Source organism: Microbacterium pullorum (genome assembly GCF_014836535.1).
Classification (GTDB): Bacteria; Actinomycetota; Actinomycetes; order Actinomycetales; family Microbacteriaceae; genus Microbacterium; species Microbacterium pullorum.
This window is the reverse complement of sequence record NZ_JACSQP010000002.1, coordinates 376,556-401,964: the sequence shown is the minus strand read 5'-3', so window position 1 is coordinate 401,964 and position 25,409 is coordinate 376,556. Positions and strand designations below refer to the sequence as shown.

Genomic DNA, 25,409 nt, shown 5'->3' with positions numbered 1-25,409 from the left:
GCCGGGCCTCAGCTCGCAGCTGTCGCGGCCTGCGCGGTCCCGTCATCGGTGTCGACGTCCTGTTCGTCGGCGTCGACCGCGACGAACGGCAGGCGCACCTCGAACGTCGTGTCCCCGGGGCGGCTGTCGACGGTCAGTTCGCCGTGGTGCGCCTTGACGATGGCATCCGCGATCGACAGACCCAGCCCCGTGCCGCCGGTCTGGCGGGTGCGGGAGCGGTCGGCCCGGGCGAACCGCTCGAACAGCTCGTCGACGATGCCGGGGTCGACCCCCGGGCCGTCGTCATGCACGCGCAGCACCGCGGCGCCGTCCTCGCGCGTGACCGTGGTGGTCACGGTGGTGCCGGTGGGGGTGTGGATGCGGGCGTTGGCCAGCAGGTTCGCCGCCACCTGATGCAGGCGCGCGCCGTCCCCGGCGATCACCACGGGGTCTTCGCCCACGTCCAGCCGCCACACGTGATCCTCGCCCGCCACGCGGGCATCGCCGACGGCCTCGATCGCCAGCTGCGACAGATCGACCGAACCGTAGACGAGCTCCTGCCCCTCGTCGAGGCGGGCCAGGAGAAGCAGATCCTCCACGAGGGAGGTCATCCGGAGTGACTGCGCCTGGATGCGCTCCAGCGACTGCTGGGTCTGGTCCGCCGTCTCGGGCGCCGTCGGCGCCACCCGCAGCGCCCGCAGCGACAGCTCGGAGTAGCCGCGGATGGATGCCAGGGGCGTGCGCAGCTCGTGACTGGCGTCGGCCACGAACGCCCGCATGCGCTCTTCGTTGCGCTGCCGGGCGGTGAGCGACTCGCCGACGTGGTCCAGCAGGGTGTTCAGGGCCGCGCCCACGCGGCCGATCTCGGTGTCGGGGTCGGCTTCGGACTCCGGCACGCGCTCGGCGATCGACACGTCGCCGTGGGACATGGGCAGGGCGGCCACACGGGTGGCGGTGTCGGCGACGGCGCGCAGCGGCCGCAGCGACGATCGGATGATCAGCGCGGTCGCAGCCGCCAGCAGCAGCAGGCCACCCGCGGTGACGAGCGTCACGGTCGTGAGGATGCGCGCGATCGTGGCGGACACCTCGGTGGTCGGCAGCCCCAGCACGGCGAACAGGCCCGATGGTTCGGCGCGCACGAAGACGCGGTACTCGCCCATCCCGGGCACGGTGATGGTGCTGAACCCCGGGTAGTCGATCGCGTCGACGACCCTGCGCAGCTCCTCGGCGGCGAGTGGGACGACGTCCTGGTCGTCGTCGATGTAGGCGCCGGTCGTCTCGTCGACCGTGCGCATGATCAGCAGCGTCCCCGCGCCCTCGCGGCTGGCCTGCAGCACATCGGCCGCGGTCTGATCGGGGGTCGCGCGGATCTCGGCGGTCGCCGACTGCACCTGAGCGTCGAGGTTCTCTCGCAGGATCGTGCCGAGGATGGTCCCCGTCGCCAATCCGACCGCGATCAGGATGAGCGACACCATCGAGACGACCGCGACGATCAGCCGGGTCTGCAGACTCCAGCGCCGGTGTCTCGGGGCGGGTTCCACCGAGTCGTCGACGGTGCTCACTGGGGGGCTTTGATCATGTAGCCGACGCCGCGGACGGTGTGGATGAGGGGCTCGCGACCCTGGTCGATCTTCTTGCGCAAGTACGAGATGTACAGCTCGACCACGCTCGACCGGCCGCCGAAATCGTAGTTCCAGACCCGGTCGAGGATCTGTGCCTTCGACACCACCCGACGCTGGTTGCGCATGAGGTAACGCAGCAGCTCGAACTCCGTCGCCGTCAACTCGATCTGCTGGCCGCCGCGCTCCACCTCGTGCGAGTCTTCGTTGAGGGTGAGATCTCCCACGCGCAGGATGGGCTCGGCGCCGGCGACGGCGGCCGTGCCGGCGCGGCGCATGAGGCCGCGCAGTCGCGCGACGACCTCTTCCAGACTGAACGGCTTGGTCACGTAGTCGTCACCGCCCGCCGTGAGCCCGGCGACGCGGTCACCGACGGCATCCTTGGCGGTCAGGAACAGCACGGGCACGTCGTTGCCGGCGTGACGCAGGCGCTGCAGCACGGCCATGCCGTCGAGGTCGGGCATCATGATGTCCAGCACCATCGCGTCGGGTTCGAACTCTCGTGCCACCTGCAGGGCGTCGAATCCGGATGCCGCGGTGCGCACCTCCCAGCCTTCCATGCGCAGGGCCATCGACAGCAGGTCGGTGAGCATCTGCTCGTCGTCGACGACCAGCACCCGCACGGCCGAGCCGTCGGGGCGGCGGAGTGCGGGGTGGGTCGTGCTCTCGGTCATGACCCCCATTGTGACGCGCGGGGTCGGAGATTCCTATGGAGGGATCTATGTGCCGGCTGTGAGCCGCCGACGGCGGGTGGCCACCGCGACCGCGGCGACGGCCACCGCACCGAGCGCGCTGCCGAGGGTGTTGGCGATCAGATCGCGCACGTCGGGGTAGCGGTCGGGCAGCGCGAGCGCCTGCGTGAGCTCGATCGCGACGCTGAGGATCAGCCCGGCAGCTGCGGCGAACCACCACCGACGGGTGCCCGCCCACAGCACCCACAGCACCCCGAGCGGCACGAACAGCGCGACGTTGGCGGCGAACTCCAGCACGGGGTAGGTCAGCCAGGCCGTCGCCGCCCACCCGTCGAACCACGACGCGAGGTCGCGCAGCGCCCCGCCGGCGCCCTCGGGCGGCGGCCCGATCGTCAGCGACGCCAGCCACACCAGGTAGACGACCGAGGCCGCCGCGAGCGCCCAGCGCCCGGGGCGGCCTCGGATCGGCAGCCTCGCGTGCGTCAGTGGGTGTCCTCGGCCTCGATCTCGGTGCGGTCGCCCGACCACAGCGTGTGGAAGGTGCCCGGCTTGTCGACGCGCTTGTAGGTGTGGGCGCCGAAGAAGTCGCGCTGTCCCTGGATGAGGGCGGCGGGCAGACGCTCGGCGCGCAGGCCGTCGTAGTACGCCAGCGACGACGAGAAGGCGGGGGCGGGGATGCCGGCCGTCGCGGCGGCCGCGACGATGCTGCGCCAGGCGCCCTGGGCGCGGCCGAGCGCGTCGACGAAGTACGGCGCCGTCAGCAGCACAGGCAGATCCGGAGTCGCGACGTACGCGTCGGAGATGCGGTTGAGGAACTGTGCGCGGATGATGCAGCCGCCGCGCCAGATCTTCGCGATCGCACCGAGGTCGATCGCCCAGTCGTACTCGGCGGCGCCGGCGCGGATCTCGTCGAAGCCCTGGCTGTAGGCGACGATCTTCGAGGCGTACAGGGCCAACCGCACGTCCTCGATGAACGCGTCGGCTTCCTCGACGCTCAGCTCCTCGGTGGCGCCCGGCAGGTCGTGCGACACGGCACGCTGCTCGGGGTGGCTCGACAGGGACCGCGCGAACACGGCCTCGGCGATGCCCGACACCGGGGTGCCGAGGTTCAGCGCCGTCTGCACCGTCCACGCTCCCGTGCCCTTGGCACCGGCCTGGTCGAGGATGACGTCCACGAGCGGCCGGTCGGTGGCGGCATCCACCTGACGCAGCACCTCGGCGGTGATCTCGATCAGGTACGACTCCAGCTCGCCGCGGTTCCACTCGGCGAAGACGTCGGCGATCTCGGCGGGGCTCTTCCCGGTGCCGCGGCGGATGAGGTCGTAGGCCTCGGCGATGAGCTGCATGTCGGCGTACTCGATGCCGTTGTGCACCATCTTCACGAAGTGGCCGGCGCCGTCGTGGCCGACGTGGGTCACGCACGGCTCGCCCTCGGCGACCGCGGCGATGGAGCGCAGGATCGGGCCGAGGGTCACCCACGACTCATCGGATCCGCCGGGCATGATCGAGGGGCCCGTGAGGGCGCCCTCCTCGCCGCCGGAGATGCCGGCGCCGACGAAGTTGACGCCGGTCTCGCGCACCGCCTTCTCGCGACGGATGGTGTCGGTGAACAGCGCGTTGCCGCCGTCGACGATGATGTCGCCCGGCTCGAACACCGCGGTGAGGGCGTCGATGACGGCGTCGGTGGGGCCACCGGCCTTGACCATGATGATGGCGGTCCGCGGGCGCTGCAGCGACGCGGCGAACTCGTCGTACGAGAACGCGGGCACGAATCCGGCCTCGGGGTGCGCGGCGATGAGCTCGTCGGTCTTGGACCGCGACCGGTTGTAGACCGCGACGGTGTTGCCCTCGCGCGAGGCGAGGTTGCGGGCGAGGTTCGAGCCCATCACGGCGAGGCCGACGACGCCGATGTTGGCGATCGGTTCGCGGGCGGCATCGGGGCCGGTCGGCGTGGCCGACGGGCGGGCCACATCCTCGGCGCCGGGCGCGCCTTCGTGTACGTCGGCCGAGGCCGGACCCTGTTCCTGGTCGGTCGAGATGTCGTTCGCCGAACCGGCGGGGGCGTTCGAAGACACGCCTTCTCCTTGCTACGAGGTGGATGACTGCGCTGACCGGACCGACCGCGACCACTGCCGGAGCGCGAGTGCGCCGATCACCGCATCACTCCCAGAGTAGTGGGACGGCGCGGCGGGTGGATTTGGGAGTTGCGCGGGATGTCGGCGAGGCTGGCATCCACCTGTGCGGCACAGCCGTGCGCCGCGCGTCCGATTCAACGAGGGAACGGCCCCCCAATGGTCATGACAAGAGCGACCCTGGTCTGTGTGATGGGGGTGTCGGCCGTGGGCAAGACCACCGTGGGCACGGCGCTCGCGAGCGCCCTCGCCGTCCCGTTCGTCGACGCCGACGACCTGCATCCGGCCGCCAATCGCGCGAAGATGACCGCCGGCATCCCGCTCGATGACGCCGATCGTCGGCCGTGGCTCGACACCGTGGGGGCGCGGCTGCGCGCCGCAGAGCGCACCGGTCTCGTGATCGCGTGCAGCGCGCTGCGCCGCGTCTACCGCGACCGCATCCGCGCAGTCGAGCCCGGAGTGCGGTTCGTGCACCTGAGCGGATCGCCGGTGCTGCTGGCCGAGCGCGCGCGAGAGCGCACGGGGCATTTCATGCCACCGGCGCTGCTGCAGTCGCAGCTGGCCACCCTCGAGCCGCTCGGCGACGACGAGGTGGGTGTGGTCGTTGACGTCGCGATGCCGGTCGAGGAGCTCGTGGCCCAGGTGGCGGAGCGTCTGGGTCAGCCCTTGCGGTAGGCCTGGCGCCCCATCGCGAAGAGCGCGCCCACGGCGGCGAGGGTCGTGCCGACCGTCATCAGCCCGACGAGCCACAGCAGTGCGTGCGAGATGAAGCCGTATTCCATGTGGTCCTCCGTCGGGCGTGGGGGTGAGTGATCATCGTACCGGCGCCGCTGGTAGACTCATCACCGAACTTCGGCGAGGGATGCCGCGCAGTGCGCGCGAGCCTCCGTGATCGACGCGGTGAAGCAGGCCTTGCGGCTTTCCTCACGCGCATGCGTTCGAGTCGAACCACAGACCCAGATCTGGGCTGAAACAGCCCGCAAGGAGAAATCACCATGTCGACTGAGACCGACACCAAGGTCGTTGCCACCAAGCGCGAGAACTTCGGCAAGGGCTTCGCCCGTCGCCTGCGCGCATCCGGCCAGATCCCCGCCGTGATCTACGGCCACGGCACCGAGCCCATGCACGTCGCACTGCCCGGGCACCAGATGTCGCTGCTCATCCGTCGCGCCAACGCAGTGCTCAAGCTCGACGTCGAGGGCACGCACCAGCTGACCCTGGTCAAGGACGTCCAGCGCGACCCGGTGACCCAGATCATCGAGCACATCGACCTGCTCGTGGTGAAGAAGGGCGAGAAGATCGAGGTCGACGTGCCGATCACGGTCGTCGGCGAGCCCTTCCCCGGCACCATCGCGAACCTTGACGCCGTCAGCATCCTGCTGCAGGTCGAAGCGACCCACATCCCGCAGGGCATCGAGGTCGACGTCGAGGGCCTCGAGGAAGGCGCGCACATCACCGCCGCCGACCTGAAGCTCCCGAAGGGCTCCGTGCTCGTCGCCGCCCCCGAGACGCTGATCGTCGCCGTCTCGGTGCCGGCCTCCACCCTCGCCGCCAGCGAGGAGATCGAGGCGGCCGACGAGGCCGTCGCCGAGGAGCAGGCCGAGGCACAGGCCGAGTAAGACTCTCTGCACGACGAGGGGGCGCGGAATCCGCGCCCCCTCGTCGTCTGTCCGCAGCGCTCAGGCAGGATGGAAGACATGGCACAGAGCTGGTTGGTGGTCGGGCTCGGCAATCCGGGTCCGCGCTACGAGATGACCCGCCACAACATCGGCCAGCTGGTCGTGGACGAACTGGCATCCCGCCGCTCAGAGACGTTCCGCTCGCACAAAGCCAACGCCCGCGCGGCCGAGACATGGCTGCGCCCAGGAACGGACAAGCTCATCCTCGCCAAGCCCAACAGCTTCATGAACGTCTCGGGCGGGCCGGTCGCCGCGCTCGCGTCGTTCTACGGTGTACCGGCCGATCGGGTCATCGTCGTGCACGATGAGCTGGACATCCCGTTCGACACCATCAAGCTGAAGGTCGGTGGCGGTCACGGCGGGCACAACGGCGTCCGCGACGTCGCCAAGGCCCTCGGCACGCCGGACTTCCCGCGCGTGCGGGTCGGCATCGGCCGGCCGCCCGGGCGTCAGGATGCCGCCGACTGGGTGCTCGACCCCTTCGGGCCCACCGAACGAAAGACCCTGCCGATCCTGGTGGCCGACGCCGCCGACGCCGTCGAGCAGCTCATCGACGAGGGTCTCCTCGCGGCGCAGCAGCGCCACCACGCCCCCCGCTCCTGACCCCACCCGCGAGTGCTCACTCGGCGCCGCGGGTGCCCGCCGGCGTTCGGGATCAGGCGGCGCCTGCGATGAGGGACGTCAGTACGGTGACGATGAAGACGGCGGGACCGAGCGCGGCGATGATGACGGCCGCGATGGCGGCGCCGCGACCCCGGCCCTGCACGATGGCGACGATCGCCTGTGCCAGCGCCCAGACGCCCAGTACGGTCGCCAGCCAGAAGGTGACCTCGCCCACCAGCACCGCGCCGCGCACCGGAGCCAGGCTCGCCCACGGGATGCCACCCGCCGACGTGCCGGCAGTGACCGCTGCTCCCGACACCTCGCCGATCTCCACGGCGGCGATCGCCGCGACGAACGAGCCGACCACGGTGGCCGCCAGCGCCAGTACGAGCGCGACGATGCCGAGCGCGGCCGAGCGCACCGGCGGGGGACCGGTCGGCACCGGCGCCGGGACGGGGCCGCGGTACGGGGCCGCGAACATCGCGCCGTGCGGAGCGTACGGCGGGGGTGCGGCGTGCGGTGTCTGCGGGGAGGTGGGGAACGGCGCGGGTGCGGGGGGCTGCTGGTCGCTCACCGCACCATCCTAGGGAGCCTCGTGTCGGTGCCCGCACGTAGACTCGTAGCGTGACAGTTCCCGGGATCGTGCGCGCCCTGATGCAGGCAGACTCCTTCCGGGAGGCGGTGGAATCGGCATCGGTCGACACCGACTTCTCGATCGTGGAAGGACTCGGCGCCCCCCTTCTCGCGGCGCTGGTGGAGCGTCGCCGCGAGGCGGGCAAACCGCCTGCGCTGCTCGCGATCGCCCCGACCGGGCGCCGCGCCGAGTCGCTCGGCACCGCGCTGGGCGAGTTGCTGCCCGGTGCGCTCGTGCACCACTTCCCGGCGTGGGAGACCCTGCCCCACGAGCGCCTCAGCCCCAGCACCGAGACCGTCGGCCAGCGCCTCGCCGTGCTGCGCGCCGTCGCCGCGTGGGACGGCACCGTTCCCCTCATCGTCACCGCCTCGGTGCGCAGCGCCGTGCAGCCCATCGCGGGCGGCCTCGCCGAGGTCGAGCCGGTGCACCTGGCCAAGGGCGCCCGCGGCCACGACCTCGACGCCGTCTTGCGGCGCCTGGTGGAGCTCGCCTACCACCGCGTCGACATGGTCTCCCGTCGCGGCGAGTTCGCGGTGCGCGGCGGCATCCTCGACGTCTTCCCTCCGGTGGCCGATCACCCCTACCGCGTGGAGTTCTTCGGCGACGAAGTCGATGAGATCCGCGCGTTCTCCGTCGCCGACCAGCGTTCGCTCCCCGGCGAGGTGCGGGAGGTCACCCTCATCCCCGGCCGCGAACTGCTGCTGACCGACGCCGTGCGCGAGCGTGCCCGTGGCCTCACCAGTCAGTTCCCGGGACTGGCCGGCATGCTCGAGAAGATGGCCGAGGGCATTCCCGCCGAAGGCATGGAGTCGCTCCTGCCCGCCCTCGTCGACGAGATCGTCACCCTCGTGGACTACCTGCCCGAGGGCACCGCCGCCGCCCTCGTGGACCCGGAGCGCGCCGTCACCCGCGCCATGACCCTGGGCGACACCAACCGCGAGTTCCTCGAGGCCGCCTGGAGCGCTGCGACCGCCGGCGCCGACAGCCCCGTCGACCTGGGCGCCGGGGATTTCCTCACCCTCCGTCAGCTGCAGGACGTCACCCGTGACCGCGGGGGCGTGTGGTGGGAGCTCAGCGCCTTCGATTCGGGGGCAGCGGATGCCGCGGCGGAGGGCCTCGTCGACATCGACGTGGCGCTGCAAGAGGCGACGGTGGTGCGCGTCGCCGCCCGTTCGGTGCCCGCGTTCCAGGGCAACGTCGACGGTGCGACGGCCCACATCGGCGAGCTCCTCGCCGACGGCTGGAGCGTCGTGGTCGCCGCGTCCGGCGTCGGGCTCGTCGAGCGCGCCCGCGACGTGCTCGCCGAACGGGGCCTCGCCGCCCGCGAAGTGGCCGACGTGCACGCGATCCCCGAGCCCGCTCTGGCGCTCACGGTGGTGTCGCGGCTCGAGCGCGGGTTCGAGATGCCCGACGCGAAGCTCGCGGTGCTCACCGAGTCGGAGTTCTACGGCCGCACGATCGGCAGCGACGGCCGGGTCGTGAAGAAGCTCGCCTCGCGGCGGCGCAACGTCGTGGACCCGCTGCAGCTGAAGGCCGGCGACTACGTCGTGCACGCCACGCACGGCATCGGCCGCTTCGTGGAGCTGATGCAGCGCGAAGTCTCCAGCGGGGGCCGCAACGCCGTGAAGACGCAGCGCGAGTACCTCGTGCTGGAGTACGCGCCCTCCAAGCGCGGCTATCCCGGCGACAAGCTGTACGTGCCCACCGATCAGCTCGACCTGCTGTCGAAGTACGTCGGCGGTGAGGCCCCCGCACTGTCGAAGATGGGCGGCAGCGACTGGTCGCAGGCCAAGAGCAAGGCCCGCAAGGCCGTGCGCGAGATCGCGGTCGATCTCGTCAAGCTCTACTCGGCGCGCATGGCGGCGAAGGGTCACGCGTTCGGTCCCGACACGCCGTGGCAGCGGGAGCTGGAAGAGGCGTTCCCGTTCGCGGAGACCCCCGACCAGCTGCAGACGATCGACGAGATCAAGGCCGACATGGAGAAGCCGATCCCGATGGACCGGCTGCTGTCGGGAGACGTCGGCTTCGGCAAGACCGAGGTCGCCGTGCGGGCGGCGTTCAAAGCCATTCAGGACGGCAAGCAGGTCGCGATGCTCGTGCCGACGACCCTGCTGGTCAAGCAGCACCTCGAGACGTTCACGGAGCGCTTCGCCGGCTTCCCGGTGAAGGTGCGCGCCCTCTCGCGCTTCCAAAGCGACAAGGAGGCGCGCGAGGTCGTCGCCGGCCTGCTGGACGGCACCGTCGACATGGTCATCGGCACGCACCGCATCCTCACCGAGAAGGTCATCTTCAAAGACCTCGGTCTGCTGATCATCGACGAGGAGCAGCGGTTCGGTGTCGAGCACAAGGAACAGCTGAAGAAGCTCAAGACCAACGTGGACCTCTTGGCGATGAGCGCGACCCCCATCCCGCGGACGCTGGAGATGGCGGTCACCGGCATCCGGGAGATGTCGACGCTGCAGACCCCGCCCGAGGACCGGCATCCGATCCTCACCTACGTCGGCGCCCGCAGCGACAAGCAGATCGCCGCCGCCATCCGCCGCGAGCTGCTGCGCGAGGGCCAGGTCTTCTACGTGCACAACCGGGTCTCGTCGATCCAGCGGGTCGCCGCGCACCTGGCGGAGATCGTGCCCGAGGCGCGCGTCGCCGTCGCCCACGGCCAGATGGGCGAGCACGCCCTCGAGCAGGTCGTCGACGACTTCTGGGAGCGGCGGGCCGATGTGCTCGTCTGCACGACGATCATCGAGACGGGCCTGGACATCTCCAACGCCAACACGATCATCATCGACCGCGCCGACAAGTACGGCCTCAGCCAGCTGCACCAGCTGCGCGGGCGGGTGGGGCGCGGGCGCGAGCGCGCGTACGCCTACTTCCTCTATGACGACATGAAGCCGCTCAGCGAGACCGCCGCCGACCGGCTCGAGACGATCGCGGTCAACAACGACCTGGGCTCGGGCATGCAGGTGGCGCTGAAAGACCTCGAGCTGCGTGGCGCGGGCAATCTGCTGGGGGCCGAGCAGGCCGGTCACATCGCCGGGGTCGGGTTCGACCTTTACCTGCGCATGATCGGCGAGGCGGTGTCCGCCTTCCGCGGCGACGACGTGGAGACAGCGACCGAGCTCCGGCTCGAGCTGCCCGTGCAGGCACGCATCCCCGAGTCGTACATCGACAGCGAGCGGCTGCGGCTGGAGGCCTACCAGAAGCTCTCCGCCGCGGCGTCCGCCACAGCCAAGGACGACGCGATCGACCTCGTCATCGAGGAGCTCACCGACCGCTACGGCGAGCTGCCGCCCGAGACTGCGGGACTGTTCGCCGTCGCCCGCCTGCGGCGTCGCGCCGCCCAGTCCGGGCTCAGCGACGTCGTCGCGATGGGACCGAACCTGCGCATCGCGCCGGCCCACCTGCCCGATTCGCTGCGCGTGCGGCTGCAGCGGCTGTACCCCAAGGGGAAGCTGCTGGCAGGAGGGGATGCCATGGTCATCCCCATGCCCACCGCCGGTGGCGAGCCACTGGCCGACGCCGATCTGGTCGCGTGGGTGGGGGACGTGCTCAACCAGTTCTTCCCGCTGCCGGCGCCCGCCGACCGCGAGCCGCAGTCGGCCTGAGCGCACACCCCCTCGCGCCGACTGCCGCCGCGTCGTACCGTGGCGGCAGGAGGTGGTCGATGATGAGAGCCGCAGTGGGGGATCGCATCCGCATCCACGGTCGTACGGTCGGCGCTGCCGAGCGCGGGGGAGTGATCACCGAGGTGACCGGCAGCGACGCGTCGCCGCTGCTGACGGTCACGTTCGATGACGGCCACGAAGGGATCCTCGCGCCGGGCGCGGACTGCGAGATCACGCACGTCGACTGACGGATGCCGCGCCGCCAGGCACGGCATCCGTCAGGCGGCGAGCAGTCCGCCCGCCGTGTCGGTTCTAGATCACGCCCTGCGCGAGCATGGCGTGGGCGACCCGCTCGAAGCCGGCGGAGTTGGCTCCCACGACGTAGTCGCCCTCGTGTCCGTACCGCTTCGCCGCCTCGAAGGCGGAGTCGTGGACGCCCTTCATGATCGCCTGGAGCTTGCGCTCGCTGTCTGCGAAGCTCCACCGCTGCCGGGAGGCGTTCTGGCTCATCTCCAGCGCGGAGGTGGCGACGCCGCCGGCGTTGGCCGCTTTGCCGGGGCCGAACAGCACGCCGGCGCGCTGGAACGCGGCGACGGCACCGGGCGTGGAGGGCATGTTGGCGCCCTCCGCGACGGCGCGCACGCCGCCGGCGATGAGGGCGTGGGCGTCGGGCTCGTCCAGCTCGTTCTGCGTGGCCGCGGGGATCGCGATGTCGACGGGAACTTCCCACGGCCGGCGACCGGCGATGAACCGGGCGTGCGGGCGGTGCGCGGTGTACGCGTGGATGCGCTCGCGGTCGATCTCCTTCACCTGGCGGAGGGCACCCAGATCGATTCCGGCGTCATCGACGATGTAGCCCGACGAGTCGGACGCGGTGACGGGCGTCGCGCCCATCTGGTAGGCCTTGTCGATCGCGTAGATCGCGACGTTGCCGGAGCCGGAGACGGCGACGCGCTTGCCGTCGAGCGAGTCGCCGCGCACCCCCAGCATCTCCTGTGCGAAGAACACCGCGCCGTAGCCGGTCGCCTCGGTGCGCACCTCGGCACCGCCCCACTGCACGCCCTTGCCGGTGAACATGCCCGACTCGTGGCGGTTGGTGATCTTGCGGTACTGACCGAACAGGTACCCGATCTCGCGGGCGCCCACGCCGATGTCGCCGGCGGGCACGTCGGTGTGCTCGCCCAGGTGGCGGTACAGCTCGCTCATGAACGCCTGGCAGAACCGCATGATCTCGGCATCCGACCGGCCGTGCGGGTCGAAGTCGCTGCCGCCCTTGGCGCCGCCGATGCCCTGACCGGTCAGCGCGTTCTTGAACACCTGCTCGAAGCCGAGGAATTTGATGATCGACAGGTTCACCGACGGGTGGAATCGCAGGCCGCCCTTGTAGGGGCCGAGCACCGAGGAGAACTGCACACGGAAGCCGCGGTTCACCCGCAGGCGCCCGGAGTCATCGATCCACGGCACGCGGAACATGATCTGCCGTTCGGGCTCGACGATGCGCTCGAGGATCCCGCCGTCGACGAACTGGGGGTGCGCGTCGAGCACGGGGGCGATGGAGAAGAGCACCTCGTGCACGGCCTGCTGGAACTCAGGTTCGTGCGGATTGCGCGTGACGACGGTGTCGAACACGTCACGGACGGTGGGGGGAAGGGCGACGAGGGTATCGGGCACGGAGGAGCTTTCTTGCGAACGGGTGAGGCGGCCGATTCGGGACGGCCCGATGATCCACCCTAGCCGCGGTTGGTGCCTGCTCGACGCGTGTGACGCCCGCCCCCTACGCTGACGATGGGCGCGCACCGGGCGACGTCCACGGGAGGCGACCGTGCGATTCGAGCATCTCGGGGCCGAGCCCCGCATCCACCCCGACGCCGTGATCGCACCGACCGCCGTCATCAGCGGCGACGTGCGCATCGGCGCGGACTGCCAGGTGCTGCACGGCGCGGTGCTCACCTCCGAAGGGGGGCCGCTCACCCTCGGGGCGCACGTCATCGTGATGGAGAACGCGCTCGTGCGCGCGACGTCGACCCACGCGGTGCACATCGGCGACCACACGCTGGTCGGCCCGATGGCGAGCGTGTCGGGCGCCACGATCGGCGAGGAGGTGTTCCTGGCCACCGGCACGCGGGTGTTCAACGGCGCCCGTATCGGCGCGCGCAGCGAAGTGCGCATCAACGCCGTCGTGCATCTGCGCACCGTGCTGCCCGAGCGATCGGTCGTGCCGATCGGCTGGGTCGCGGTGGGGGATCCCGCCCTGATCCTCCCGGCCGAACGGCACGAGGAGATCTGGGCGACGCAGCAGGAGCTCGATTTCCCCGGCTACGTGTTCGGGCTCGACCGGGAGACCCCCGACCTCATGACCCAGCTCACCGAGCGCTATGCGCGCTCGCTCGCCCGCCACGAGGACGACCGCCGCCTGGACTGACCGCGCTCACCCGGTGTTCTGCAGGCCGGCGGCCACTCCCGAGACCGACAGCAGCAGCAGGTGCCGCGTGTCGACGGCATCGGCGTCGGTGAGGTCGTTGTCGCGCAGGGCGCGCAGGGCCCGCAGCTGCAGCAGCGACAGGGCGTCGACGTAGGGGCTGCGCATCTTCACGGCGCGCTGCAGCACCGGCTTGTTGCCGAGCAGCCCGCCGCCGGTGAGGCGCTCCACCCACTGGCGGGTGAGCGCCATCTCCTCCAGCACGAGCGTGGCGAGGTCGGGCCGGTCGCCGAGATCCAGGTACTCCCGGGCGATGCGGGCGTCGGCCTTGGCGAGGCTCATCGCGACGTTGTCCACGAGGGTGCGCAGCAGCGGCCACCGCTCGTAGGCGCCGCGCAGCAGTTCCTCGTCGCCGACGGCCTGCAGCGCCGAACCCAGCCCGAACCAGCCGGCGAGGTTGATGCGCGTCTGCGTCCACGCGAACACCCACGGGATGGCGCGGAGGTCTTCCAGCGACTCCACCGACAGGCCGCGGCGGGCGGGGCGTGACCCGAGGGCGAGCAGCCCCACCTCCTCCATCGGCGTCACGGTGGCGAACCACGAGGCGAAACCGTCGGCCTTCACGAGGGAGAAGAAGCGCTCGCGGGAGGCGGCATCCATGGTGGCTGCGACCTCGGCGTACTCGGCGGCGGCGGCGCTGTTGCGCTGCTCGATCGAGGGGGCCGATGCCAGCAGCACGGCGGCGGCCACCTGGTCGATGTGACGCATCGCGATGGCGGGGTCGCCGTAGCGGGCGAAGATGACCTCGCCCTGCTCGGTGAGCTTGAAGCGGCCGTCGACCGAGTGCGGGGGCTGGGCGAGGATCGCGGAGTTGGCCGGCCCGCCGCCGCGGCCGAGCGCGCCGCCGCGACCGTGGAACAGGGTCAGCTCGATGTCGTTGTCCTGGGCCCACGCGGCGATCTTCGCCTGCGCCTCGTAGAGCGCGAGGTTCGCGGCGACCGGACCGACGTCCTTGGAGGAGTCGGAGTAGCCGAGCATGACCTCCAACCGCCGGCCGGTCGCCTCGAGCCGGGCGCGGAACTCGGGGTGCTCGACGATCTCGGCGAGGATGCCGGGGGCGGCCTGCAGATCGGCGAACGTCTCGAACAGGGGGATGACGTCGAGCACCGGCGGGGTGCCCCCGGGGCCGACGGCGTGACGGGCGAGGCGGTGCACCGCGGCGAGGTCGTCGGCGGTGCGGGTGAACGACACGATGTAGCGACCGGCGGCGCGCGGACCGAACCGTTCCTGCACGAACGCGACCGCGCGGAAGGTGTCGAGCACCTCGTCGCCGAGGTCGCTGCGCTCACCGCGCTCCAGTTCGGCGAGCACGCGCTTGTGCACGTCGGAGTGCTGACGCACCTCGAGCTCCGCCAGGTGGAACCCGTACGTCTCCACCTGCCAGATCAGCTGCTGCAGCGCGCCGTATGCCTGTCGGGCGGCGTGGCCCTGCGCGAGCGAGTCCTGCAGCACGCGCAGCTCGGTGAGCAGCTGTTCGGGGTCGGAGTAGGCGAGGTCGGCATTGCGGGCACCGGTCGCGGCGATGCGCCGGGCTATCAGCAGCAGCACACGGCGGTGCGGCTCGTCGGGGGAGCGCTTGGCGATCTCGTCCGCGGCCTCCTCGTCGGCGGCGCGCAGGCGGTGCCACAGCGAGATCAGCTCGTCGCTGGGAGGCGTGGTCGTGGCATCCAGCGTGAGGCTGCGACCGATGCGGTTCGCGGCGCGCTCGAGGCCCAGCAGCACGTGCTCGCTCGCGATGGCGGCCGCCTTGCGGGTGACGGATGCGGTCACGAACGGGTTGCCGTCGCGGTCGCCGCCGACCCAGGTGCCCAGCCGCACGAAGGGGGCGACCATGGGGGGACGACCGCCGGCGAGCCGGCCCTGCAGGGCGTCGTCGACGCGGGCGTACACCTGCGGCACGGCGGTGAAGAGGGTGTCGTCGAACACGGCCATGACGGCGCGCACCTCGTCGGTGGGCGCGGGCTTCTCGGCGCGCAGCGGCGCGGTGCGCCACAGGGTGTCGATCTCCTCCAGCATGCGGCGCTCCACGCGGCGCCGGTCGGTGCCGCCGGGCAGCGTCGTGTCGTGCTCGGTGAGAAGTTCGGCGAGGCGGCGGATGCCGGTGGACACCGCGCGACGGCGTGCCTCGGTCGGGTGGGCGGTGAACACCGGGTGGAACCGCAGCGCCTGCAGGCGGCGGAGCGCGGTGTCGTCGCCGACCTCTTCGGCCAGCCGGCCGAACGCGCCCGCGACGGTGTCGACCGCGGCCTCGCGGCCCGGACTCGCGTCGCGTTCGCGCAGGATCCGCACCCGCTGGTGCTCCTCGGCGAGGTTCACGAGATGGAAGTAGCAGGTGAAGGCGCGGGCCACCTCCTCGGCGCGCGCGAGCGGGAACCCGTCGGCGATCGCGGCGGCACGCTCGTAGGCGGCATCCGTCTCGTCGGTGTAGGCCTGGATCGTCGCGGTGCGCAGCCGTTCGACGTCGTCGTACAGGCCGGGGGTGCCGCTTTCGCGCAGCACATCGCCCAGCAGCCCACCCAGCAGACGCACGTCGGCACGCATCTGTTCGGGGAGCTCCTGGCCGGCTTCGAAACGGCCGACGAGATCGATGGCCTCGGTGGGGGTGACTTCACGCATGCGGACAACGCTAACGCCGTCGGAGGGTCGCGCCGTGCCGCCCGCTGCTCTCGGTACGATGGATCGAGGTGTGCCGGGAAGTCTGGTCGGCTCGCGCCCGGGTATCGGGGGCGGAAGTCGCCACCCGTACCCAGGAGGTCCGATGTCCCTATTCCGCTCGGCACGCTTTCCCGCTGTCATCCTGCTGGTCGCCGCCCTGTCGGCGCTGGTGATCGCCAACACCCCGGTCGGGGAGGGCGTGGTCGCCGTGAAGGAGACCTACCTCGGCATCCCGGGCCTGTTCGAGATGTCGGTGGGGCACTGGATCCAGGACGGTCTGCTGGCGATCTTCTTCTTCATCGTCGCGGTGGAGCTGCAGTTCGAGCTCACCAACGGCGAACTCAACTCCGCCCGCAAGGCGCTGCAGCCGGCCATCGCCGCCGCCGGCGGCGTGCTGGTGCCGATCGGAGTGTTCCTGCTGTTCGCCGGCGGGTCCGATGCCGCTTCCGGGTGGCCCATTCCCACGGCGACCGATATCGCCTTCGCTCTCGGTGTGCTCGCCGTGTTCGGCAAGGGACTGCCGTCGGGCATCCGCATCTTCCTGCTCGCACTGGCGATCCTCGACGACATCGTCGGCATCGTCTTCATCGCGGTGCTGTTCACCACCGACGTCAACATCGGGCTGCTGGCCGTCGGCATGCTGCTGGTCATCGTCTTCGGAGTGCTCAGCCGTCGGCTCGACACCCGCGCCCGCATCCCGATCGCGATCGTGCTCGTGGTGCTCGGCATCGCCACCTGGGTGCTGGTCTACCTCTCCGGCGTGCACGCGACCCTCGCGGGTGTCGCGCTGGGGCTGGCGATGGCCCAGCGCCCGGCCCTGCGCACGCGCCACGCCCTCGAGCCGTGGGTGAACGGCATCGTGCTGCCGCTGTTCGCGTTCTCGGCCGCCCTGGTGGTCATCCCGCAGGTGTCGCCCACCGAGCTGTCGCCGGCGTTCTGGGGCATCGTGGTCGCCCTCCCCGTCGGCAAGATGATCGGCATCACCTTGTTCGGGTGGATTTCGCTGCGCATCGGCAGCCGCGGCACCGCCCCCCACCTGCCGTTCCTGGACCTGCTGGCGGCGGGTTCGCTGGGTGGCATCGGGTTCACCGTGTCGCTGCTGCTGTCCGAGCTGGCGTTCGCCGACAGCCCGCTCATCCGCGACGAGGCGACCCTCGGCGTGCTGGCGGGGTCGGGCATCTCCCTCGTCGTCGCCGCGCTGCTGGTCTCGCAGCGCGCGCGCCACTACCGGCGTCTGGCCACCTCTGCGGCCGAGCGCGAGCAGGTGCCGCACTCGCCGACGCCCACCGGCGGTCAGCTGAACTGACCGGCACAATGGTGCGGTGACCTCCTTCGACACCGGACCCACCGACGCCGACCGTGACGACGGCGGCCGCGACGATGCGTTGCGCGCCGCCGCCGACACGATGCGCGCGGTGCGAGACCGGTGCGTGTGGACGCAGCAGATCGACCATCGCGCCCTCGTGCCCTACCTCGTGGAAGAGGCCGCGGAACTCGTGGATGCCGTCGAGGCGGGATCCCGCGACGACCTGCGGGAAGAACTCGGCGACCTGCTCTGGCAGGTGCTGTTCCACGCCGAGATCGCGTCGCGCGACGCCGAGGACCCCTTCGACATCGATGATGTGGCACGGGACCTCACCGACAAGATGGTGCGTCGGCATCCGCACGTCTTCGGGGGTGCGACCGCCACGACGCCCGAAGAGGTGCTCGTGCACTGGAATGCGGCGAAGGCGGCCGAGAAGCACACCCGCACGAGCGTGCTCGACGGGGTGTCGCACCACATGCCCTCCCTCGCCCTGGCCCAGAAGATGCTCGGCAAGGCGGCCGCCGTGGGCGTGCCCGCGCCTGCGGACGTCGCCGCGCCGGCCGCGCCGTCCGACGAGGCCGAGCTCGGCGACGCCCTGCTCGCGCTGGTCGCGACCGCCCGCGCCGGCGGGTGGGACGCCGAGCGGGCGCTGCGGGAGCGCCTGCGCAGCCTCGAGGCCGAGATCCGCGAGACCGAGCACCCACCGACGACCTGAGAGAATCGATCCGTGGCAGCTGTCAATCCGCCGCGCGGCATGCGCGACTTCCTCCCCGCAGACAAGACCCGTCGCGAGCGCGTGCTCGCCGTGATCCGAGAGCGTTACCGCGCGCACGGGTTCGACGAGATCGAGACCCCGGTGATGGAGGAGTACTCGCGCCTGCACGCCGGCATCGGCGGCGACAACGAGAAGCTCGCCTTCAACATCCTCAAGCGCGGGCTCGATGCCGACGCCGTGCGCGCCGCGGCCGACGACGCGACCCTCGACGTCACCGCACTCGCCGACCTGGGGCTGCGCTACGACCTCACCGTGCCGCTGGCCCGCTTCTACGCGACCCATCGCGCCCAGCTGCCGAGCGTCTTCCGCTCGATCCAGATCGCCCCGGTGTGGCGCGCCGAACGCCCGCAGAAGGGGCGATACCGCCAGTTCATGCAGTGCGACATCGACATCATCGGCGACGCCACGGCGCGCGCCGAGGCGGAGCTCATCGTCGCGAGCCTCGACACCCTCGACGCGCTCGGACTCGAGGGCGGCACGATCCGCATCAACGACCGGCGGGCCCTCGACGCGATGCTCGATGCCTTCGGCTTCGCCCCCGACGAGCGTCCGGGTGTGCTCATCACGATCGACAAGCTCGACAAGATCGGCCCCGACGGCGTCGCCGCGGAACTGCGCGACCGCGGCGCCACCCCCACGGCCGTCGACGCGTTCGAGCGGTTCCTCCTGCGTCCGCAGACCCGGGAGTACACCCCCTACGGTGAGCGTCAGATCCGCAAGGGCCTGCCCGAGGGGGTCGCCGACGAGGTCGTGACGCACCTGGTCGCCGTCGGCGAGGCGGTCGCCGCCGCCCGCGGTGTCGCACATGACATCCCGCTCGTGTTCGATCCGTTCCTGGTGCGGGGGATGGGGTACTACACCGGCACGATCTTCGAGCTCGCCCACCCGAGCGTGAGCTATTCGCTCGGTGGCGGTGGCCGCTACGACGGGATGATCGGTCGCTTCCTCGGTCAGCAGGTGCCCGCCGTCGGGTTCTCGATCGGCTTCGAGCGCATCGCCGATCTGCTGGTGGCATCCGCCGACGCCGAGGGGACGAGCGTCGTGCTCGTCCATGACCGCGACGTTCCGGTCGCCGAGCTCCTCACCCTCAAGGCAGCCCTGGTCGCCGAGGGTGCGCGGGTGCGCTTGGAGCAGCGGACGAAGAACCTCAAGGCACTCCTCGAACGGGCCACCAGTGACGGCTACACCGCCTTCGCGACCGTGTCGGCCGGAACGAGGCGCGAGGCACTGGAGCTCAAGCCGCTCTCCTGACCGGGTCAGCGCGCCGAGACCGGCGAAAGTGTCAATATTTGATTGACAACCCTTGATGTCAACGATACGTTGACTGCATGAAGCGGATCAGCAGTCGGGCGCTCGACGTCATCCAGCGCATGAAGTGGATCGCGATCATCGGAATGGCCGCGGGCGCGGTACTCCTGGTGCTGGCGGTCGGGTTCGAATGGCGCGGGTTCTGGGGCGGCGCGGTGCAGGGCGCCGGCGTTGCATTCATAGCGCTCGGCGCGTACTTCTGGGGGTTCGGGAACGGCATCGGGCGAGGCGCACCGGCCGCGGTGTGGCTGCCCAGCCAGGACCGCTCGGAATGAGCGATCTGTCCGACGCCGTGGGGGAGGCGGTCCTGAGGGACGCGGGCATCGACGGTGGCGCCCCCTTGGGGGTGCCGGAGCATCTCGCGCTGATCGCGGCGAGTTCCCGAGCCGAGGCGGAGGTCAGGACGATCCTGCAGCGGTCCGTCGGTGCAGCGCGGGCCGGCGGCGCGAGTTGGGCCCTGATCGGGGCGGAGCTCGGCATGTCGCGTCAGGCCGCGCAGCAGCGGTTCGGTGCCGTCGTGGAGACGAGCCCCGCGGCGGAGGCGACGCAGGAGCGGTGGCTGGGCCCCGTCACCGCCTTCGACGAGATGGCCGAACTCGAGGCGGCCGGTCGCGCCGGCTGGCGCACGATCGAGGTGGGCATGCTCGCGCACCGTATGCGCCGGACCGCCACGCAGTGGGAGCACCGCCGCATCTTCTGGCGCACGTCGCTGGCGGCCGAGGAGCGCGAGGGCTGGGAGGTGGGATGCCGGGCGTTCCCCTGGATCTACCTCGTGCGCGACCGGGGGATTCCGGCCGAGCGACGGTGAACCCTCATGAGGCGGCGACGGGGGTGCTCACGCGGCGCTTCTCACGCACGTAGACCTCTCGACGCACCCGCGCCACGAGGTCGCCGCCGGCATCCGTGATGTCCGTCTCGAACCATTCGAGCACCTTTGCGCCGTCTCGGGCGCGCTCGCGCAGCTCGTCCACCTTCGCCGGCGGCACGTGGAAGTGCGCCGTGAGCCTGCCGCGCCCCGGCTTGATGAACGCGATCTCGCCGCGGGTGTCCCAGACGACGTAGTCCCGGCCGAGCTGGTGCATCACGAGCATGAAGAAGTACGGGTCGGTCATCGCCGACATCGACCCGCCGAACGCGGTCTTGACGTAGTTGCGGGTGAACAGGTTCACGTGCAGTTCGACCGTCGCCTCTGTCCAGTCCGGCGAGAACCGCCTGATGCGGATGCCGCTGAACAGATTCGGTGCCCACAGGCTCATGCCGACAGCCAGGCGGCGGGGTGTGATGCGCATGCCTCACAGTGTGGTGCCTCGGCCCCCGATCTGCGGCGCGCCGGTTCTTCGGAGATCGGAGGTTCCTCGGTGGCATTCGGCCACCGGCATCCGGAATCGCGTCGATCGCCGAAGACGTGGCGAGCCTCGTCCCCGCCCCGCCCCGCCCCGCCCCGCCCCGCCGCGGTCGCCGCAACGTTGACGCGATCCGACGCCGCCGGGATGCTGGGGGCATGAGCGAACCCACCGCAGCGGCCTGGCAGCGCGTCGACCGATATCTCGCGGACACGCTGGTGGGGCACGACGACACCCTCGAGCAGGCGGTCGCCGACCAGAATGCGGCGGGGATGCCGGCCATCGAGATCGCGCCGGTCAACGGCAAGCTGCTGCACCTGCTCGCACGCATGACCGGCGCCCGGCGGGTGCTCGAAGTCGGCACGCTCGGCGCCTACTCCACCATCTGGCTCGCGCGCGGCATCCCCGCCGACGGGCGGGTGGTCACGATCGAGGCGGAACCCGCCAACGCTGCGGTCGCCCGGGCCAACCTCGACCGGGCCGGTGTCGGGGAGCGGGTCGACATCCTGCTCGGCCGCGCCGCGGAGGTACTCCCGACCCTCGAGGGGCAGGAGCCGTTCGACCTCGTCTTCATCGACGCAGACAAGGAGTCGAACACGATCTACCTCGACTGGGCGGCGCGGCTCGGGCGCCCGGGCACCGTGGTCGTGGTCGACAACATCGGCCGCGACGGCCGGGTCGCCGATCGCGACACCACCGATCCGCAGGTCATCGGGGTGCGGCAGGGGCTCGAGATGCTCGCGGACGACCCACGGTTCGACGCCACCGCCATCCAGACCCTCGACGCCAAGGGGTGGGACGGCATCGCCATCGCGCTGGTCGTGTGATGCTTTCGCACGGCCCGTGGCCTGTGACGACGGCGGGGTCCTCACTAGAGTGGATACCGCGGACCGATGATGTTCCCGAGATCCACCCTCTAAAAGCAAGGAGTCATCCGTGGCACTTATCGAGGCTGTAGGCGCACGAGAAATCCTGGATTCGCGCGGCAACCCGACCGTTGAGGTCGAGGTTCTGCTCGACGACGGCATCGTCCAGCGGGCGGCTGTCCCGTCCGGCGCATCCACCGGAGCGTTCGAAGCGACCGAGCTGCGTGACGGCGACAAGAGCCGGTACGGCGGCAAGGGCGTACTCAAGGCCGTCGCCGCCGTCATCGACGAACTCGGTCCGGCTGTGGAGGGCGTCGAGGCGAGCGAGCAGCGCATCGTCGACGAGATCCTCATCGAGACCGACGGCACCGAGAACAAGTCGCGCAGCGGCGCGAACGCGATCCTGGGCATCAGCCTGGCGGTGGCCAAGGCAGCCGCCGACAGCGCCGACCTGCCGCTGTTCCGCTACCTCGGCGGACCCAACGCGCATGTGCTGCCCGTTCCGCTGTTCAACGTCATCAACGGCGGCTCGCACGCCGACAACGGCATCGACTGCCAGGAGTTCTTCCTCGCGCCCATCGGTGCGTCGAGCTTCGCCGAGGCGCTGCGCTGGGGTGCCGAGACCTACCACGTGCTGCACAGCGAGCTGAAGGCTGCCGGCTACGCGACGGGCCTCGGCGACGAGGGCGGCTTCGCCCCCGACCTGCCCAGCAACCGTGAGGGGCTGGACTTCCTCGTCAAGGCCATCGAGAAGGCCGGATTCACCCCGGGCACCGACATCGCGCTCGGTCTCGACGTCGCCGCGACGGAGTTCTTCCACGACGGTGTGTACCGCTTCGAGAACAAGGACTGGTCGGCCGAGGCGCTGACGGACTACTACATCGACCTGGTCGACTCGTTCCCGATCGTCACGATCGAGGACGCGCTCGCCGAGGATGACTGGGATGCCTGGAAGCACCTCACCGAGAAGCTGGGCACGAAGACGCAACTCGTCGGCGACGACCTGTTCGTCACCAACCCCACGCGTCTGGCTGACGGCATCGCCCGCGGTGTCGCCAACTCGCTGCTGGTGAAGGTCAACCAGATCGGCACGCTGTCCGAGACGATGGATGCCGTCGACATGGCGCACCGCGCCGGGTACACCACGATGTTCTCCCACCGCTCCGGCGAGACCGAGGACACCACCATCGCCGACCTCGTCGTCGCGGTGAACTCGGGTCAGATCAAGAGCGGCGCGCCCGCCCGCAGCGAGCGCGTGGCGAAATACAATCAGCTTCTGCGCATCGAGGAGGAACTCGGCGACGCCGCGACCTTCATCGGCCGCGCCGCCTTCCCCCGATTCAAGGGATGAGCGCTGACTGAAGACCGAATGAGAGGGGGAGCCGTGGCAGCATCGACGGCTCCCCCTTCTCGTGCGCGGCGCGTCGACGTGCGGCAGTGGCTCGGCGGCATCCGTCTGTCGGGTTTCATGATGATCATGCTGGGACTGGTCGTGCTCGCCGCCTTCGTCCTGGTCCCGACGATGGGCACGTACCTCGACCAGCGGCAGCAGATCGCCGCCCTGGAGCGCTCGGTGCAGCTCGGCGAGGAAGAGGTCGCCGACCTCGAGGCCGCACGGCAGCAGTGGAGCGACCCCGCCTACATCACCACGCAGGCGCGAGAGCGGCTGTACTACAAGCACGTCGGCGAGGTCGTCTACCTGGTCGTCGACGACCTGCCCGCCGTCGAGGTGCCGCAGGAGCGTGCTCCCGTCAGCGCCGACGTCGAAGAGACCGAGAGTGACTGGATGAGCCGGCTGGTGCGGTCGGTGACCGCGGCCGGCGTCGCCGAGACCGTGACATACCAGATCGGCGTCCCCGACGCTCCCGACGCTCCCGATGAGGCACCGGCGCCGTGATCGGCGTCTGCCCAGCCGCCTCACGGTAGCCTGGTGCCGTGAGCACCCCGCCGTTCGACCCTGCCGACGACGCCGACCTCGAGGTGCTCCACGAGCAGCTCGGACGCCCCGCCCGCGGCGTGCTGGGCATCGCCGCGCGTTGCGTGTGCGGCAACCCGACGGTCGTGGCCACGTCGCCGCGACTGCCCGACGGCACGCCGTTCCCCACGTTCTACTACCTCACCCACCCCGGTGCCACGGCGGCGATGTCGACGCTCGAGGCCGAACAGGTGATGCGGGAGCTCTCCGACGAGCTCGAGGCCGACGAGCAGCTCGCTGCCGCCTATGCACGCGCCCATGAGGCCTACCTCGCCGACCGCGCACCCTACGGCGACGTCCCCGAGATCGATGGCATCTCCGCCGGAGGCATGCCGACGCGCGTGAAGTGCCTGCACGCCCTCGCCGGCCACGCCCTCGCCGCCGGTCCCGGAGTCAACCCGATCGGTGACCGCGCGCTCGAGCTGTCGTCGTGGTCGCCCGATCGGTGCACCTGTGCGCACCCCGGCGGCCTGGCGACATGAGGCGCCGGCTGGCGGCGGCCGTGATCGTGCTGGCCATCGTCGGGTTGGTCGGTGCGGCTCCGGCGCCCACCCCGACGCCCGCCTCCGCCGCCGACCCCGTGCGGGCGGCGCAGTACTGGCTCGACGACTACGGCATCCGCGACGCCTGGCAGACGACGCGCGGTGAGGGCACGCGCATCGCGGTGATCGACACCGGTGTCGCCCGGGGCCCGACAGAGCTCAGCGGCGTCGTCGACGGCGCGGATTTCTCGGGGCTCGGTTCCCCCGACGGTCGCACACCCGTCGGTGCCGTCGATTCCGCCCACGGCAGCCTCGTCGCCTCCCTCGCCGCCGGGCGGGGGACCGGGCCCGACGCCGGCGTCATCGGTGTCGCCCCCGCCGCCGAAGTGCTCTCGCTGTCGCTGGCGTTCGGCGCGGCGACTGCGGCGCCGTTCGTCGACCAGGTCGCCGACGCGATGCGCTGGGCGGTCGACCACGGCGCCGACGTCATCAACCTCTCGTTCACGACCAACACCCTCGACTGGCCGGAGCGCTGGGACGACGCCTTCCTCTACGCCTTCGAGCACGACGTCGTGGTCGTCGTCGCCGCCGGCAACCGGGGCAGCGGCACCGCGCGCGTCGGTGCGCCGGCCACGATCCCCGGCGTCCTCACCGTCGGCGGTGTCGACCGCTCCGGCGCGGCGAGCGTCGAAGCGTCCACTCAGGGAATCACCATCGGTGTGTCCGCCCCGAGTGAGGACCTCCTGGGCGTCTCGCCCGACGGCCAGGTGGTCCTGTGGAACGGCACGAGCGGCGCGGCGCCCATCGTCGCCGGCGTCGCCGCACTCGTGCGCGCCGCCCATCCCGACCTCGACGCCGCGAACGTCATCAATCGCATCGTGAAGACCGCCAAGCCCGCTCCCGGCGCGGCGGCCGATCCGCTGCTCTACGGCGCGGGCCTCGTCGACGCCGCCGCAGCCGTTCGGTCCCCGGTCGCCCCGGTCGCACAGAACCCGATGGGAGACCTCCGCGAGTGGATCAGGGTGTTCCGGCGGGCGGACGCCGAGCCGCAGCCCGAGCCCTCGATCGCTCCCGTCGAGGTGCCGCCGCTGCCGGCGCCCGAAGCGGCCACGCGCACCACGTCACCGCTGCTGCCGTCGGAGGGCACGCTCTTGTACGGGAGCCTTCCGCTGACGGTGGTCACCGTGGCCGGTATACTTATAGCGCTCGGTGTCACCGCTGCTGCCCGGCGCATCAGATCGGCTCGCGCGCCCCGCCAGCCGAGCCGCTACATCTAG

25 protein-coding genes are annotated in these 25,409 nt (G+C 71.1%); 16 read left to right on the top strand and 9 right to left on the bottom strand.

The features are described 5' to 3' along the window. Window positions 1-8: 8 nt before the first annotated feature. From H9651_RS04590 to gndA, 4 genes are all read right to left on the bottom strand, one after another. Complete coding sequence (locus H9651_RS04590) at window positions 9-1,454, bottom strand: sensor histidine kinase (protein WP_191717993.1); 1,446 nt, start codon at window positions 1,452-1,454, stop codon at window positions 9-11. Between the two features lie 83 nt (window positions 1,455-1,537). Then, entirely contained in the window at window positions 1,538-2,272 is a 735-nt protein-coding gene (locus tag H9651_RS04585) for a response regulator transcription factor (RefSeq protein WP_225216328.1), read from the bottom strand. Between the two features lie 45 nt (window positions 2,273-2,317). Next, window positions 2,318-2,701, bottom strand: coding sequence for a VanZ family protein (locus H9651_RS04580; RefSeq protein WP_191717900.1), 384 nt, complete (start codon window positions 2,699-2,701; stop codon window positions 2,318-2,320). Window positions 2,702-2,772: 71 nt separating this feature from the next. After that, window positions 2,773-4,260, bottom strand: a complete 1,488-nt coding sequence (gene gndA, locus H9651_RS04575; RefSeq protein WP_404802992.1) for an NADP-dependent phosphogluconate dehydrogenase — start codon at window positions 4,258-4,260, stop codon at window positions 2,773-2,775. Window positions 4,261-4,587: 327 nt separating this feature from the next. Between gndA and H9651_RS04570 the strand changes: the two genes are divergently transcribed. After that, on the top strand, window positions 4,588-5,097 hold the full coding sequence (locus tag H9651_RS04570) for a gluconokinase (protein ID WP_191717898.1): 510 nt from the start codon (window positions 4,588-4,590) through the stop codon (window positions 5,095-5,097). Here H9651_RS04570 and H9651_RS14885 read toward each other — a convergent pair. Continuing rightward, complete coding sequence (locus tag H9651_RS14885) at window positions 5,082-5,204, bottom strand: hypothetical protein (RefSeq protein ID WP_263598634.1); 123 nt, start codon at window positions 5,202-5,204, stop codon at window positions 5,082-5,084. The two genes, H9651_RS04570 and H9651_RS14885, sit on opposite strands and share 16 nt — an antisense overlap. A gap of 213 nt (window positions 5,205-5,417) precedes the next feature. Between H9651_RS14885 and H9651_RS04565 the strand changes: the two genes are divergently transcribed. Further along, window positions 5,418-6,041 (top strand): 50S ribosomal protein L25/general stress protein Ctc, encoded by a 624-nt coding sequence (locus H9651_RS04565; protein ID WP_191717897.1) that lies wholly within the window; start codon window positions 5,418-5,420, stop codon window positions 6,039-6,041. Between the two features lie 78 nt (window positions 6,042-6,119). Next, complete coding sequence (gene pth, locus H9651_RS04560) at window positions 6,120-6,704, top strand: aminoacyl-tRNA hydrolase (protein WP_191717896.1); 585 nt, start codon at window positions 6,120-6,122, stop codon at window positions 6,702-6,704. A 52-nt stretch (window positions 6,705-6,756) separates the two neighbouring features. Here the strand turns inward: pth and H9651_RS04555 are convergent, their stop codons facing one another. After that, the gene (locus H9651_RS04555) at window positions 6,757-7,278 is read right to left on the bottom strand and encodes a hypothetical protein (RefSeq protein ID WP_191717895.1); all 522 of its coding nucleotides are present in this window, start codon (window positions 7,276-7,278) and stop codon (window positions 6,757-6,759) included. 50 nt (window positions 7,279-7,328) lie between these two features. Between H9651_RS04555 and mfd the strand changes: the two genes are divergently transcribed. Together mfd and H9651_RS04545 are read left to right on the top strand one after the other, a co-directional pair. Further along, on the top strand, window positions 7,329-10,943 hold the full coding sequence (gene mfd / locus H9651_RS04550; protein WP_191717894.1) for a transcription-repair coupling factor: 3,615 nt from the start codon (window positions 7,329-7,331) through the stop codon (window positions 10,941-10,943). Window positions 10,944-11,002: 59 nt separating this feature from the next. After that, window positions 11,003-11,191 carry a DUF1918 domain-containing protein gene (locus tag H9651_RS04545; RefSeq protein ID WP_318244756.1) on the top strand — a complete coding sequence of 63 codons (189 nt, stop codon included), beginning with the start codon at window positions 11,003-11,005 and terminating at the stop codon, window positions 11,189-11,191. Between the two features lie 64 nt (window positions 11,192-11,255). On the opposite strand, the gene gdhA is transcribed toward H9651_RS04545, so the two are convergent. Beyond that, the gene (gene gdhA, locus H9651_RS04540) at window positions 11,256-12,614 is read right to left on the bottom strand and encodes an NADP-specific glutamate dehydrogenase (protein ID WP_191717893.1); all 1,359 of its coding nucleotides are present in this window, start codon (window positions 12,612-12,614) and stop codon (window positions 11,256-11,258) included. A 151-nt stretch (window positions 12,615-12,765) separates the two neighbouring features. Here gdhA and H9651_RS04535 point away from each other — a divergent pair, with 151 nt between their 5' ends. After that, window positions 12,766-13,365, top strand: a complete 600-nt coding sequence (locus H9651_RS04535) for a gamma carbonic anhydrase family protein (RefSeq protein ID WP_191717892.1) — start codon at window positions 12,766-12,768, stop codon at window positions 13,363-13,365. 6 nt (window positions 13,366-13,371) lie between these two features. On the opposite strand, the gene H9651_RS04530 is transcribed toward H9651_RS04535, so the two are convergent. After that, window positions 13,372-16,038, bottom strand: a complete 2,667-nt coding sequence (locus H9651_RS04530; RefSeq protein ID WP_191717891.1) for a phosphoenolpyruvate carboxylase — start codon at window positions 16,036-16,038, stop codon at window positions 13,372-13,374. Window positions 16,039-16,180: 142 nt separating this feature from the next. Between H9651_RS04530 and nhaA the strand changes: the two genes are divergently transcribed. The 5 genes from nhaA (at window position 16,181) to H9651_RS04505 (ending at window position 20,274) form a co-directional block, all read left to right on the top strand. Then, window positions 16,181-17,383: a Na+/H+ antiporter NhaA gene (nhaA, locus tag H9651_RS04525; RefSeq protein ID WP_191717890.1), complete on the top strand. Its 1,203-nt coding sequence runs from the start codon at window positions 16,181-16,183 to the stop codon at window positions 17,381-17,383. Window positions 17,384-17,483: 100 nt separating this feature from the next. Next, window positions 17,484-18,098: a MazG family protein gene (locus tag H9651_RS04520; RefSeq protein ID WP_191717991.1), complete on the top strand. Its 615-nt coding sequence runs from the start codon at window positions 17,484-17,486 to the stop codon at window positions 18,096-18,098. A gap of 39 nt (window positions 18,099-18,137) precedes the next feature. Continuing rightward, a complete protein-coding gene (gene hisS, locus H9651_RS04515; RefSeq protein WP_225216402.1) occupies window positions 18,138-19,409 on the top strand; it encodes a histidine--tRNA ligase in 1,272 nt (423 codons plus the stop codon). Between the two features lie 77 nt (window positions 19,410-19,486). Beyond that, a complete protein-coding gene (locus H9651_RS04510; protein ID WP_191717888.1) occupies window positions 19,487-19,741 on the top strand; it encodes a hypothetical protein in 255 nt (84 codons plus the stop codon). Beyond that, a complete protein-coding gene (locus tag H9651_RS04505; protein WP_191717887.1) occupies window positions 19,738-20,274 on the top strand; it encodes a hypothetical protein in 537 nt (178 codons plus the stop codon). Before H9651_RS04510 ends, H9651_RS04505 begins: the two co-directional genes overlap by 4 nt. 4 nt (window positions 20,275-20,278) lie before the next feature. Here the strand turns inward: H9651_RS04505 and H9651_RS04500 are convergent, their stop codons facing one another. Then, window positions 20,279-20,755, bottom strand: a complete 477-nt coding sequence (locus H9651_RS04500; RefSeq protein WP_191717886.1) for a DUF4442 domain-containing protein — start codon at window positions 20,753-20,755, stop codon at window positions 20,279-20,281. Window positions 20,756-20,967: 212 nt separating this feature from the next. Here H9651_RS04500 and H9651_RS04495 point away from each other — a divergent pair, with 212 nt between their 5' ends. From H9651_RS04495 to H9651_RS04475, 5 genes are all read left to right on the top strand, one after another. After that, entirely contained in the window at window positions 20,968-21,636 is a 669-nt protein-coding gene (locus H9651_RS04495; RefSeq protein WP_191717885.1) for an O-methyltransferase, read from the top strand. Window positions 21,637-21,745: 109 nt separating this feature from the next. Then, window positions 21,746-23,026, top strand: a complete 1,281-nt coding sequence (gene eno, locus H9651_RS04490; protein WP_191717884.1) for a phosphopyruvate hydratase — start codon at window positions 21,746-21,748, stop codon at window positions 23,024-23,026. A gap of 33 nt (window positions 23,027-23,059) precedes the next feature. After that, window positions 23,060-23,572: an FtsB family cell division protein gene (locus tag H9651_RS04485; RefSeq protein ID WP_318244755.1), complete on the top strand. Its 513-nt coding sequence runs from the start codon at window positions 23,060-23,062 to the stop codon at window positions 23,570-23,572. Window positions 23,573-23,610: 38 nt separating this feature from the next. Then, window positions 23,611-24,132, top strand: coding sequence for a DUF501 domain-containing protein (locus H9651_RS04480; protein WP_191717882.1), 522 nt, complete (start codon window positions 23,611-23,613; stop codon window positions 24,130-24,132). Then, window positions 24,129-25,409, top strand: a complete 1,281-nt coding sequence (locus H9651_RS04475) for a S8 family serine peptidase (protein WP_191717881.1) — start codon at window positions 24,129-24,131, stop codon at window positions 25,407-25,409. The genes H9651_RS04480 and H9651_RS04475 overlap by 4 nt, the downstream gene beginning before the upstream one ends.